A 13,160-nucleotide genomic window follows, 5' to 3' on the forward strand; every position below is an offset into this window, starting at 1 on the left:
GATCTACACCGACGCCAATGGCATGACGCTCTACACCTATGACAAGGACGAGAAGGGCAAGACCAACTGCTACGACAAGTGCGCCACCAACTGGCCGCCGCTGAAGGCCGAGGCGGGCGCCAAGGCGGACGATGAATGGAGCGTCGTCGACCGTACCGACGGCACCAAGATGTGGGCCTATGACGGCAAGCCGGTTTACACCTTCATCAAGGACAAGAAGGCCGGCGACGTGACCGGTGATGGCGTCGCCGGCGTCTGGCACGTTGTCAAGGCGGACTGATTTCCCCATCGGGAGTTCCGCCAAACGGGACTTCTCACCGGCCGCCGGGCATCCCTCCAAGTCCGGCGGCCGGGCCGTCACGGACTCGACTTGACCCATTCCAGGCCGATTGGACCAGCAACAAATTGAACCTCTCCCAATCTTCCGAGGCTTGCGCCCACTCATTCTAAAATATGTGATGTTCTCCATACACTCTTAGAGTGTATTGCTGTCGGCGGCCCCGCAATTTGGGCGCTTGCCCTTGACCGGATGCAAAAGCGCGGCCATGTGAGCGACGAACAGAACCGAGATTTCGTCGCGCGCAGCGGAATTCTTCTGCCGCATCACAGCTGATATGAGACCTCATGGACGTCGTCGTCGTCGAATCGCCGGCCAAGGCAAAAACAATCAACAAATATCTGGGCAGGAACTACAAGGTTCTGGCCTCGTTCGGCCATGTCCGCGATTTGCCGGCCAAGGATGGCTCGGTGCGCCCGGATGAGGATTTTGCCATGTCCTGGGCGGTCGACACCGCCTCCGGCAAGCGGCTCGCCGACATCGCCAAGGCAGTCAAGGACGCCGACGGCCTGATCCTCGCCACCGACCCGGATCGTGAAGGTGAAGCCATCTCCTGGCACGTTCTGGAAGTGCTCAAGCAGAAGCGCGCGCTGAAGGACAAGCCGGTCAGCCGCGTCGTCTTCAACGCCATCACCAAATCGTCGGTGCTGGAGGCGATGGCCAATCCGCGCCAGATCGATGCGCCGCTGGTCGACGCTTATCTGGCCCGCCGCGCGCTCGACTATCTCGTCGGCTTCACCCTGTCGCCTGTCCTGTGGCGCAAATTGCCGGGCGCCCGCTCCGCCGGCCGCGTCCAGTCGGTGGCGCTGCGCCTGGTCTGCGACCGCGAATCCGAGATCGAGCGCTTCATCCGCGAGGAATACTGGCAGATATCAGCTCTCCTCGGCACGCCGCGCAACGAGACCTTCGAAGCCCGCCTCACCGCCTTCGAGCGCAAGAAGCTGCAAAAGCTCGACATTACCAACAAGGCACAAGCCGACGACATCAAGGCGATGCTCGAAGGCGCCACCTTCAAGGCGCTGTCCGTCGAAGCCAAGCCGACCAAGCGCAACCCCGGCCCGCCCTTCACCACCTCGACATTGCAGCAGGCTGCCTCATCGGGCCTCGGCTTCTCGGCCACGCGCACGATGCAGGTGGCCCAGCGGCTCTATGAGGGCATGGAGATCGGCGGCGAGACCACCGGCCTGATCACCTATATGCGAACCGACGGCGTGCAGATGGCCCCCGAGGCGATCGACGCCGCGCGCGATGCCATCGCAAAGGAATTCGGCCCGAAGTACCTGCCGGAGAAGCCGCGCCAATACACCGCCAAGGCCAAGAACGCGCAGGAAGCGCACGAGGCCATCCGGCCGACGGATTTCATGCGCACCCCCGCATCGGTCAGGCAATATCTCGATTCCGACCAGATGCGGCTTTACGAACTGATCTGGAAGCGCGCCATCGCCAGCCAGATGCAGTCGGCCGAGATCGAGCGCACCACTGTCGAGATCGAGGCGCTGAATGGCGCCCGCACCGCTGAACTTCGCGCTGTCGGTTCGGTCGTTCGCTTCGACGGCTTCATCGCCGCCTACACCGATCAGAAGGACGACGACGCCGAAGACGAGGAAAACCGCCGTCTGCCGGAGATCCGCTCCGGCGAGCAGCTTGCCCGCCGCGCGATCAATGCCACCCAGCACACGACCGAGCCGCCGCCGCGCTACTCCGAGGCGTCGCTGATCAAGAAGCTGGAAGAACTCGGCATCGGCCGCCCCTCGACCTACACCGCGATCCTGAAGACGCTCGAGGACCGAGACTACGTCACCATCGACAAGCGCCGGCTGGTGCCGCAGGCCAAGGGCCGCCTGCTGTCGGCCTTCCTGGAAAGCTTCTTCGAGCGCTATGTAGAGTATGACTTCACGGCATCGCTGGAAGAAAAGCTCGACGAGATCTCCGACGGAAAGCTCGCCTGGAAGGACGTGCTGCGTGATTTCTGGAAGGATTTTTCGGGCGCCGTCGCCGACATCAAGGAGCTGCGCGTCACCGATGTGCTCGATGCGCTGAACGAGGAACTGGCGCCGCTGGTTTTTCCCGCCCGCGAGGACGGTTCCAACCCGCGCATCTGCCCGAAATGCGGCACCGGTAATCTGTCGCTGAAGCTCGGCAAGTTCGGCGCTTTCGTCGGCTGCTCGAATTATCCCGAATGCTCCTTCACCCGCCAGCTCGGCGACGCCGCCAATCCCAATGGCGAGAATGGCGGCGGCGAGGACGGCACCAAGGTGCTGGGCAAGGATCCTTATACGGCCGAGGAAATCACGCTGCGCTCGGGCCGCTTCGGCCCCTACATCCAGCGCGGCGACGGCAAGGAGGCAAAGCGTTCGAGCCTGCCCAAGGGCTGGACGCCTGATTCCATCGACCATGAGAAGGCGCTCGCCTTGCTGGGGCTGCCGCGCGACGTGGGCAAACATCCCGAATCCGGCAAGATGATCTCGGCCGGCCTCGGCCGTTACGGGCCGTTCGTGCTGCACGATGGCACCTACGCCAATCTCGACAGCATCGAGGATGTGTTTTCCATTGGCCTCAACCGTGCCGTCACGGTGATTGCCGAGAAGCAGTCCAAGGGCAAGGGTGGCCGCAATGGTGGCACGGCTGCGGCTCTGAAGGAGCTTGGCGACCATCCGGATGGCGGCGGCAAGATCGTCGTGCGCGACGGCAAGTACGGCCCCTACGTCAATTTCGGCAAGGTCAACGCCACGCTGCCCAAGGGCAAGGATCCGCAATCGGTGACGATCGAGGATGCGCTGGCGCTGATCGCCGAAAAGGAAGCTAAGGGCGGCGGTGGCAAGAAGCCGTTCCGCAAGGCGGCGGCAACCAAAGCCCCCGCCGCCAAGAAAACAGCGGCCAAGAAGCCGGCCGCGAAGAAAAAAGGTTAGAACGGCGTGGCGCGCAGGATCACCGGAAGAAGTCACGGCGATCCCCGCACCGCCGACACCCGGGCCAAGGTCAAGGACGATTATCGGCCCTCGCGCGACGAAATCCTGCGCTATATCGCCGAAAACCCAGATCGCGCCGGAAAGCGCGACATCGCCAAGGCGTTCGCGCTGCGCGGCGACGACCGCATCTGGCTGAAGGATCTCCTGCGCGACCTGCAGGACGAAGGCGTTCTGACCAAGGAGCGCAAGCGGTTAGCCCGGGTCGGCGCCCTACCCCATGTCGCCGTGCTTGACATCTTTGGCCGCGACGGCGATGGCATCTTGCTGGCGCACCCGGCCGAGGCAGTCGGTCCGGGCGAGCCTCCCGTGGTCTCGATCCGCGTTTCGCGCAGCGGCAACGGTCCCGCGCCAGGCATCGGCGACCGCGTGCTGGCCAAAACCTTCCCGACCGACGATCCGTCAGGGCCTGCCTATACCGGCCGGGTGATCAAGATCTTCGAGAAGCGCACGGACGCTGTCCTCGGCGTCTTTCGCGTGCTTCAGGACGGCAGCTTCCGCATCGAGCCGGTGGAACGGCGCCAGCCCGAGCTGATCGTCGACAAGGAATTCCAGAACGGCGCCAAAAACGGCGATCTTGTCGAAGTCGAGCCAGCGCGAGCCTCCCGCTTTGGGTTGCCCCGCGCCAAGGTGCTGAATGTGCTGGGTTCGCTGACCAGCGAAAAGGCGGTTTCGATGATCGCCATCCACGCGCACGACATTCCCCACATTTTCCCGGCCGACGTCATTGCCGAATCCGAGGCGGTGAAGCCCGCGACGCTTGACCATCGCGAGGACTGGCGCGACCTGCCGCTGGTTACCATCGATCCGGCCGACGCCAAGGACCATGACGACGCGGTCTTCGCCACCCCTGATCTCGACGAGAAGAACCCCGGCGGCGTCATCGCGACGGTCGCCATCGCGGATGTCGCGGCCTATGTCCGCCATGGCACGGCGCTCGACCGCGAAGCGCTGAAGCGCGGCAATTCGGTTTATTTCCCAGATCGCGTCGTGCCGATGCTGCCCGAGCGCATCTCCAACGATCTCTGTTCGCTGCGCGAGGGTCAGGATCGCCCGGCACTCGCGGTGCGCATGACTTTCTCCGCCGAGGGCAGAAAGATCAGGCACTCCTTCCACCGCGTCATGATGAAGTCGGCGGCCAAGCTGGCCTATAGCCAGGCCCAGGCCGCGATCGACGGTGTTCCGGACGACAAGACCGGCCCGATCCTCGACACTGTGCTGAGGCCGCTGTGGGAGGCCTATGCGATCCTCAAGCGCGGCCGCGACGGCCGCCAGCCGCTGGAACTCGACCTGCCGGAGCGCAAGATCCTGCTCAAGCCGGATGGCACGGTCGACCGCGTCATCGTGCCGGAGCGGCTCGACGCCCACAAGTTGATCGAAGAGTTCATGATCCAGGCCAATGTCGCCGCGGCCGAAACGCTGGAAGGCAAGAAGCAGGCGCTGGTCTATCGCGTCCATGACGCGCCGTCGCTGGCCAAGCAGGAATCGCTGCGCGAATTCCTGCAGACGCTTAGCCTGTCATTGGCACGCGGCGCCCAGATGCGGCCCAGCCAGTTCAACGGCATTCTTGAGCGTGTGCGCGGCGCCGACAACGAGGCGCTGGTCAACGAAGTGGTGCTGCGCTCGCAGAGCCAGGCCGAATATTCACCCAAGAACATCGGCCATTTCGGCCTCAACCTCAGCCGTTACGCTCATTTCACCTCGCCGATCCGCCGCTACGCCGACCTGATCGTGCATCGCGGACTTATTGCCGCGCTCGGTCTCGGCCCCGGCGGGCTGACGCAGGATGAGGAGGCCCGCCTCGAAGATGTTGCGGTGCTGATCTCCGGCACCGAGCGGCGCGCCATGGCTGCCGAGCGCGACACGGTCGACCGGCTGATCTCGGCCTACCTCGCCGAGCGCATCGACGACCGCTTCGACGCCCGCATCTCCGGCGTCACCAAATCAGGACTTTTTGTCCAATTGCCGCAATATGGCGCCGATGGTTTCATCCCGGTGTCAACTTTGGGCGGCGATTACTATATATACGATGAAATGGCCCGCTCCCTGTTCGGAGAACGCTCGGGCAAAGGCTACCAGCTCGCGGACCGCGTCGAGGTCCGGCTCGTGGAGGTGGCGCCAATGGCCGGCGCGATGCGCTTCGAAATGTTGACCGACCCAAAGCCCCTGCCAGGCTCCAGCAGGTCGTTTCACAAGGCTAAGGGCCGCGCCCGTGCGTCGCAAACGCGACCGGGGCCGCGCGGCAGGAGACGATGATGGAACAACAGGTTTTTGGTGGCGAACATCACTCTGGCCGGGTTGCCCGCCCCTTGTGGACGGCGATGAAGCGGGGCTTCTTGGGCCGCTGCCCGAACTGTGGCGAAGGCAAGCTGTTCCGCGGCTTCACCAAGACTGTCGAAACCTGCAGCGTCTGCGGCGAGGAGATCCATCACCATCGCGCCGACGATCTGCCGGCCTACCTGGTCATCGTCATCGTCGGCCATATCGTTCTCGGTGCCTTCATGGGCGTGGAAGCGACCTCGACGCTCTCCACCTGGCAGCACATTGCAATATGGGTGCCCTTGACCATCCTGCTCTCCATCGCGCTGCTGCAACCGGTCAAGGGTGCCGTCATCGGACTGCAATGGGCGTTCTATATGCACGGGTTCGGTGGCCAAAAGGATGGGACGGAGTCCCACCACGGCGCCTGAGGCGCCGCTGGCGCAACACGCCAATCGTCAAGGCCACTTTCGCATGCAAGAAGTTTCCGCTAGGTCCCTGCGCATGGAAGCACTGACCAAGGCGGATGCCGACAAGCTCGACAAGGGTCTTGCCACGCATGGCGGCGGGCGCCTGCGTCCGCGTGACGCCGCGACGCTCATCCTGCTCGACCGCAAGGGCGGCGACGTCCTGGTGTTGATGGGGCGCCGCCACGCCGCACACGCTTTCATGCCAGGCAAGTTCGTGTTCCCCGGCGGCCGAACCGACCCTGCCGACAGCCGCATACCGACAGCGACGGCACTTGACCAGCACGAAGAAGCCAAGCTGACGGCCGGCCCCGGCCGCACCAGCCGCGCCCGCGCCCGCGCCATTGCCTTGTCGGCGGTCCGCGAGACCTACGAGGAAGCCGGCCTGCTGATCGGCCGCAAAGGCGCCTTTGCCACGACCAGGCGCGATTGGCAGGGTTTCGTCGAACATGGCGTGGCACCGTCGCTGGAAGCATTGCGCTTCGTCGCGCGCGCCATCACGCCGCCGAACCGGGTACGCCGCTTCGATACCCGCTTCTTCAGCGCCTGGCGTGGCGATGTCGCCGTCGAACTGCCCGATGGCGGCCCGACCAATGAATTGGAGGAACTGGTCTGGCTGCCGCTCGCCAAGGCCAAGCAGGCCGACATACCCGACATCACCCGAATGATCCTGGACGAGTTGGAAAAGCGGCTCGCCGACGATCCGCTGCTGCGTCCGGGCGGACCTGTCCCTTTCTACCGGCTTGTCCGCAACCACTTCACCCGCGAACTTCTCTAAGCAATTCCAGGAACACTGTGCCGCGGTTTCCCACGGGAATTGCGCAAGATCAAAAAGACAGAGTATTCAGCATCCCATGACGGTCGATACCCAACCACAGGGCGACGAACGCGTACACTGGCTGCCGATGGTGGCGGCGATTTCGTCGATCAGCGTCGTCGGCATCGCCATTGGCCTCGGCATGCCCTTGCTCAGCGTCATCCTGGAAACACGCGGTCATTCGGCCTCGATGATCGGCCTGAACACGGCTGTCGCCGGCGTGGCCTCGATCGCCGGGGCGCCGCTGGCCACGCCGCTCGCCATGCGCTTCGGCGTCGCCTGGACCATGATCGCCATGATTGCCACCGGCGCGCTCGCCTTCGTCGGTTTCCATTTCGCGCCCGATTTCTGGATGTGGTTTCCGCTGCGCGTCGTTCTGCACATCGCGCTGACCGTGCTGTTCATCCTGTCGGAATTCTGGATCAGCACGTCGGCGCCGCCACACCGGCGCGGCCTTGTGCTTGGCATCTATGCCACCGTCCTGTCGCTCGGCTTTGCCGCCGGGCCGTGGCTGTTCGCCCATCTCGGCAGCTCCGGCTTCAGGCCGTTCGGCGTCATCATTGCCCTGGTGACGCTGGCTGCCATACCGGTGCTCGCCGCGCGCAACGAAAGCCCGACCATCGTGGCCGACAGCGAAACCAGCCACTTCCTGCGTTATATCTGGCTGGTGCCGACCGCGACTTTCGCCGTGCTCGTGTTCGGCGCGGTCGAGACTGGCGGCTTTGCGCTGTTTCCCATCTACGGCAGTCGCATCGGCTATTCCGAAGCCGACGCGGCGCTGCTGCTGACCATGATCGGCCTCGGCAATGTGCTGTTGCAGATTCCGATCGGCATGATCAGCGACCGCGTCTCCGACCGGCGTTATCTCTTGCTCGCCTGTGCCACGGTCGGCCTCGTCGGCACGATATTCATGCCGTTCTTTGCCGCGAACTGGCATTTGATGGCCGCGCTACTCTTCGTCTGGGGCGGTGTCGTCGCCGCCATGTACACGATCGGCCTCGCCCATCTCGGCTCGCAGCTCTCCGGCCACGAACTGGCCTCCGCCAACGCCGCTTTCGTGCTGTGCTACGGCGTCGGCATGGTGCTTGGCCCGCAGGCGATCGGCATCGGAATGGACAGTTTCGGGCCTTCCGGATTCGGCTGGTCACTCGGCCTGTTCTTCGGCGCCTACATCGCCCTGGTCTGCTTCAGGCTCGTGCGCAAGCTCCTGCTGTAACGCTGTGCCGTCGAGTGCCCTTATCCGCCGCGCCGCGGCGGATGCTGACAGAACCGTGTCAGGAGCGTCCGGTTAAAAGAGTGTCCCCTGATACCCGAAGTTGAGGACACTGCCATGATCGACAGCGGCTTTGAGACCACATCACTGCGAATGACGCTTCTGCTGCTTGTAACCTTCCAGGCTCCAGCTGCCGATGTTGACCGCATCATGGACGCGGTTGTCGCGATCGCACCGCTCGCCATGGGCAAATATGACCGCAACGCGTATCAGTCGGCACACGGCATCGAGCGCTACAGGCCGCTTGAAGGGGCCGCGGCCGGCGCCGAGACCGAATTGCGCCGCCGCCCGGGCACGGTCGAGGTTTCGTTCGAACTGCCCGACGACCAGACGCTGGCGGCCCGCGTCGTCGAAGCGATCTTCCAGGCGCATTCCTATCAGGAACCGGTGATCCGCATCCAGCCGATCCTTGCCAGCCGCTCCAAGGGGCTGGACGACCGTGCCAATCCGAATCGCTGGTGGAACACGACCGGAGACTGGAAGAAGGTTGCGGTATCCGAGGCGGAAACCGCCTGATTTATGCGTTCTGGGCAGCTTGGGCCGGCCACATCAGGCCAGCCGGGCTTGACTTTCCAGGCACGTTCTTTATGTGTCGCGCCAAGTTTCCCGCGTCCGGGTGTTTTCCCGTGCTCCAGCGGCCAAAACCCCACGAACATAACGGACTGAGATCATGGCCAAAGCCGCAAACATCAAGATCAAGCTTCTGTCGACCGCCGACACCGGTTTCTTCTACGTCACCAGCAAGAACAGCCGTACCAAGACCGACAAGCTGTCGTTCCGCAAGTACGACCCGGTCGCCAAGAAGCACGTCGAATTCAAGGAAACCAAGATCAAGTAATCTGGTTTTTCCTCTGGAATGCCAAACGCCGCCCATCGGGCGGCGTTTTTCGTCCTTAATGCCTTGATTTAATTGACTATTTGTTTTTAAACCATACTTTGCACCATATCCAATCTGGTGGCCAGTATGGTCGCCTATGTCCGTTCTGGACAAAATGCCTTGATCAAACACCCAGCACAGTCCGCGCTACCGAGCTCACTGCTGCGCAGATCCGCACCGCTAAACGTCACGTCGCGCCATGGTCCTTCCTTGCCGTAGGGCCGAACTTTGTACAGTTCGCCTTCCGGTACTTTGCAGCGAGCCACCACAAGGCATGGCCCCATTGCGCCGGTTACACAGCGGCCTTTGTTAAATCCCCACGCCGCGCTGCTGGTGGTGGCGGTAGTCCCCTCTTGAACGTTCATTGTTTTGCTTTCGCTGATATGGGCTATCACGGCCCGCAATGGCACTAACGACGCCAAAAGCCGGGGGGTGATAACCTGCCAGCGAGACAGGCAGCGCGATTTTAATGGTTTCCCATCTGGACATGCCACGCTCCCCCGGCCTATGAAGGTCGGGTTCGCGCGACCGCCAGGTCGCACGTATGCGGTTTTGACCCCCTGCAAGGGGTCTCACGCCTCGGCTGCACTGACTGCAAATCTGTGCTGCCTATCGCTAGTCCGGGTTATCACGCCCACGGACATGCTGTTCCTGATTCTCTAATTTTGCAATAACATTCCCCTCGAGGGGAAACGCTTTTGCACGTCCAGTAAATGGACATGGCGTTTACGCAAGTTCTGTCAAAGTAAAATTGCGTAAACGCCTAGTTTGAACTCTGGCGGCGTCTTTGCTATGCTGGCCACCATGATCGAAATGGTCTTGTGTGCCTGCCCTGCGTTGCTGCGGTCGTAGCTCATGGGGTACGACGTTGCTGACAGCGTGATTCTCTTAGAGCGTGGCAACGACGGGAAGTTCAGCTTGAGAGACACGATCCCTCTGGAGTCGTTTCGTAACACTGTTCCAGTGTTCGGGGATCGCATAGCCCTACTGATCGATGGCGCCGGCACGTCCATCGTAGAGGTAGTCGAGCGATATTTTCTCGATTACATTGAGGAAGCGACCAATAACGAACTCTTGGTTTGGGTCCTAATAGTTAAAGAGGTCGAACCCGATTATCGCGACGATCTCGATGAGTCGCTGATGGAAATCTATAAGGCTGACCTTCGATTGTGGTTGAGTATGGAGCCATCACGCGTAAGGCATCCAACAGAAACGCTGGCGGACCTAGACCGCTCCAACCGCGACCCTGCGTACTGGACTTTCGAGCGCAAAGAGATGCTCCGCAAAGAGCGGGAGCAGCGACTTGCTTCAACCAAGGGTAAAGAGACGGGCAAAAAATGAACGGCGCAATGAGCGAACGAAATCACATTGCGGCATTGGACGGCCTTCGTGGCTTCGCTGCACTGACCGTCCTTGTTTCGCATCTCAGCAATCAGACCCGGATATTCGATGCGGTGCTAGGTGAAGGCGCCGGTCAACTCGGCGTCATGCTGTTTTTTGCTCTCTCGGGCTTCCTGATGGTGCGGCTCTACACGGTCGAGGCGCCTACGGCTTCGACCGTGCTCAGCTTTTACCAGCGGCGAACGGCGAGGGTATTCCCGCTCTATCTTCTGCTGGTCGGCTTGTCATTCGTGCTGACCATGGGATTGCAGGCTCTACTTCTCTACAAGATCGACCTGTCAAATCTCGCGGAGCATCTCCTGTTCTGGCACGGTGAAAGTTTCCTTTGGACCGTGCCTGTCGAGGTGCAGTTTTATGCTTTATTCCCGCTATTCTGGCTTGTCGTCGCGCGCTACGGGCGCGGCTGGATATGGTTGGCGATGGTTGTGCTGGCAGCGCTTTCGCTAGCAGGGATGACGTCGGAAAGGTGGCTACCGCACCACCTTCAATATTTCATGCTCGGTATTGTTATCGCCGGTTCGGCGAGACAATTGCCGGGATGGAGCGTTTATGTATGCCTGGCAGCGTATGTGCTGGCATTTCCTCGCATCGTCGGCCTGGCCGGTTTCTATGTTGGTGATGTCTGGACCTCACCGATCCATATGGCCATCATCGGCGCGCTGCTTTTCACGGCTGCCAATGTGAAAGGGTCGTTCCTTGAATCCGCCCCGATGAAATATCTCGGAACTGTCTCCTATTCACTCTATCTGCTGCATGCGCCGATCATTGCGGCCTTCGCGCAGACCTCTCTTGCAAGCAGCAATTGGACGTTCGTCCCGGCAGTGATGATTGCATCCGTCGGGGCCGCGACCCTGTCTTACTTTTTCGTGGAAGCCCCTGCCAGGCGCGCGTTGAATGGAGCGCGTTTCGTCGGCCTCTCTAAGCGAATATCACTGCCGGATCGCCGCCAATCGCGGCCAGCATCGCCAGCGCCGTAGGATCATTGGCATAGATGTCCGTGCGCGTATTCCAGCGCTCTTGCGTATAGAGATCGGCCGCGTCGATCGCTGCCTTTGCGGCTTCAAGAAGCCCGGCGGCATGGAGTCGGTCGATGATTACACGTTTCGGCACAAGGCGAGGCGGCAGCTGCGCCTCAGGAAGACCTCCAGGGAACTGCGCGCGCAAGACGTCCCAAAGCTCATCCTCGCTGGCAATGCGGGTCGCGCCGGCGCCCTCCGGTAATGCGTCGACATAGGCTGCCGACGCGCTGGACCAAAAGCGTGTTTCGTCATTCCCGACGATCCAGTGCCAATCGCTCGGATTGTAGTCATCAGACATATCGGCCACCATTGGTTTCAGAGCCTGCCGTGGAACCTGGAAGATAGGTGGTACCGCCACCAGATGTGCTGATGATCGAGTTCCCGTCCGACAAATATCGCGTCCCGGTAACTGATCCGGCCGATCCGGCAAACGTATTGCCGTTAACGAACATGATGCTGCCCGTCGTGGCCAGCGCAAAGGTGCCAAACGACAATGTGCCTGAAAAGGTGACGGTTTTGGTCTGCACTCGGATGACGGCGCCGCCGACAACCGCCCAATGGAACCCACCCGCCTGGGTGCTGCCGCTGACCGAATAAGGACCGGTCGCGACGAGCAATCCGCCGTCCTCCGCGCGCAGGTGTTGCAGCAAGCCGGTGCCGAGATCGATGTTCTGAAATTCCACTCGAGACGAACCGACCGCAAGCAAGCCAAAGGCATTGCCGGTTGCAGTCGATTCGAACCGAACACCGCGGACCTTGTAGATGGTCGAGAGGTTCTGGCTGATCAGGCATGCGACATTGCCCGACAATGTGCCGGTCGTGCGCAGCTTGATATTTGATGGCGTTGTTTCATCGCCGACGATGATGACTGAGCCGCCGCCGACGCAAGGCTTGGCAATCAGCCCGATGTTGCCGACATCGTAGGTGCCCGCGCCGATCTGTATCGTCACATCGTAGATCGACGTGTCGAGCATGGCGGCGGCGTTGATTGCCTTCTGGACCGTCAGGAAGGCGCCGCCCGAGCTGTTCGCCAGACCGTTATTGCCGTCGTTGCCGTCAGCGCGCACGTAATAGGTCCGAGCCGCAGTGAGGACCTCGCGGACGCCGACGGCGGCCTGCAAGCCGGACAGAGAGGTGGACGCCAGCAGCGTGCGGGCTAGCGCGGTAAAGTCCGTCAGCGCGAGCGCGTTGGGGCCGGTGTAGTAGGCAAACTTGTTCGCTGCGCCAGGCGTCGGGAGCCCGAGTCCGCCGCTGCCTATTCCTGGATTGCCTTGGGGACCAACGCCACCCTTGACCGCGAATGGCCCCTGCCATGCCGTTCCGCTCCAGCGATAGAAGGCCAGGTCGAAACCGACCTCGGCATAGAGGAACAGGAAGCCCTTATCGCCGACGCCAAGCGTGATTGCGGCTCTGTCCGTAAGCGAACCGGAAGCATCCGGCGTGATGCCGGCCAGCGATAGAGTTACTAGGATGCGCGTGAGCTTGTCATAAAGGTCGACAACGCTGGCCGCATCGGAATTAGCGCGATCGATCGCATAAGCCACGCCAGCCGTCGTGGTGCCAGGCCACGCATACGCGAGCGTAAGGTGTGTGTCGTCCGTAACCGAGGCAATCGGGATAGACACGCCTGCGCTAGAGAACAGGCCGTCGTTGACAAGCGCAACAGCCCAAGCCGTGCCGCTGCCCGTAACCACAGCGCTGCCATTCGACACGGAAACCGTGCCGGTTGTGTAGATGGTCATGG

Annotated in this window: 12 protein-coding genes; 10 read left to right on the forward strand and 2 right to left on the reverse strand. The window is 61.9% G+C overall.

What is annotated here, in order from left to right:
* The 10 genes from FJ943_RS18110 to FJ943_RS18155 form a co-directional block, all read left to right on the forward strand.
* A partial coding sequence (locus FJ943_RS18110; protein ID WP_140661186.1) for a hypothetical protein occupies positions 1-280 on the forward strand: 280 nt, incomplete at its 5' end.
* Positions 281-624: 344 nt separating this feature from the next.
* Entirely contained in the window at positions 625-3,246 is a 2,622-nt protein-coding gene (gene topA, locus FJ943_RS18115) for a type I DNA topoisomerase (protein WP_140723507.1), read from the forward strand.
* Between the two features lie 6 nt (positions 3,247-3,252).
* Positions 3,253-5,559, forward strand: coding sequence for a ribonuclease R (gene rnr, locus FJ943_RS18120; protein WP_140723510.1), 2,307 nt, complete (start codon positions 3,253-3,255; stop codon positions 5,557-5,559).
* The gene (locus FJ943_RS18125) at positions 5,559-5,993 is read left to right on the forward strand and encodes a DUF983 domain-containing protein (RefSeq protein ID WP_015317634.1); all 435 of its coding nucleotides are present in this window, start codon (positions 5,559-5,561) and stop codon (positions 5,991-5,993) included. The genes rnr and FJ943_RS18125 overlap by 1 nt, the downstream gene beginning before the upstream one ends.
* 73 nt (positions 5,994-6,066) lie before the next feature.
* Entirely contained in the window at positions 6,067-6,807 is a 741-nt protein-coding gene (locus tag FJ943_RS18130) for an NUDIX hydrolase (protein WP_015317633.1), read from the forward strand.
* A gap of 76 nt (positions 6,808-6,883) precedes the next feature.
* A complete protein-coding gene (locus FJ943_RS18135; protein ID WP_015317632.1) occupies positions 6,884-8,062 on the forward strand; it encodes an MFS transporter in 1,179 nt (392 codons plus the stop codon).
* A gap of 114 nt (positions 8,063-8,176) precedes the next feature.
* Positions 8,177-8,635, forward strand: coding sequence for a hypothetical protein (locus FJ943_RS18140; protein WP_140723513.1), 459 nt, complete (start codon positions 8,177-8,179; stop codon positions 8,633-8,635).
* Positions 8,636-8,789: 154 nt separating this feature from the next.
* Positions 8,790-8,957: a 50S ribosomal protein L33 gene (rpmG, locus tag FJ943_RS18145; RefSeq protein ID WP_006201775.1), complete on the forward strand. Its 168-nt coding sequence runs from the start codon at positions 8,790-8,792 to the stop codon at positions 8,955-8,957.
* Positions 8,958-9,851: 894 nt separating this feature from the next.
* Positions 9,852-10,337, forward strand: coding sequence for a hypothetical protein (locus tag FJ943_RS18150; RefSeq protein WP_140723516.1), 486 nt, complete (start codon positions 9,852-9,854; stop codon positions 10,335-10,337).
* Entirely contained in the window at positions 10,334-11,374 is a 1,041-nt protein-coding gene (locus tag FJ943_RS18155) for an acyltransferase (RefSeq protein WP_140723519.1), read from the forward strand. The genes FJ943_RS18150 and FJ943_RS18155 overlap by 4 nt, the downstream gene beginning before the upstream one ends.
* On the opposite strand, the gene FJ943_RS18160 is transcribed toward FJ943_RS18155, so the two are convergent.
* Together FJ943_RS18160 and FJ943_RS29680 are read right to left on the reverse strand one after the other, a co-directional pair.
* Positions 11,316-11,714, reverse strand: coding sequence for a hypothetical protein (locus tag FJ943_RS18160; RefSeq protein ID WP_140723523.1), 399 nt, complete (start codon positions 11,712-11,714; stop codon positions 11,316-11,318). The genes FJ943_RS18155 and FJ943_RS18160 overlap by 59 nt on opposite strands.
* Positions 11,707-13,158, reverse strand: a complete 1,452-nt coding sequence (locus FJ943_RS29680) for a hypothetical protein (RefSeq protein ID WP_181174577.1) — start codon at positions 13,156-13,158, stop codon at positions 11,707-11,709. The genes FJ943_RS18160 and FJ943_RS29680 overlap by 8 nt, the downstream gene beginning before the upstream one ends.
* Between the last annotated feature and the right edge of the window lie 2 nt (positions 13,159-13,160).

This window comes from Mesorhizobium sp. B2-3-10 (genome assembly GCF_006442275.1).
In the GTDB taxonomy this organism is placed as follows: domain Bacteria; phylum Pseudomonadota; class Alphaproteobacteria; order Rhizobiales; family Rhizobiaceae; genus Mesorhizobium; species Mesorhizobium australicum.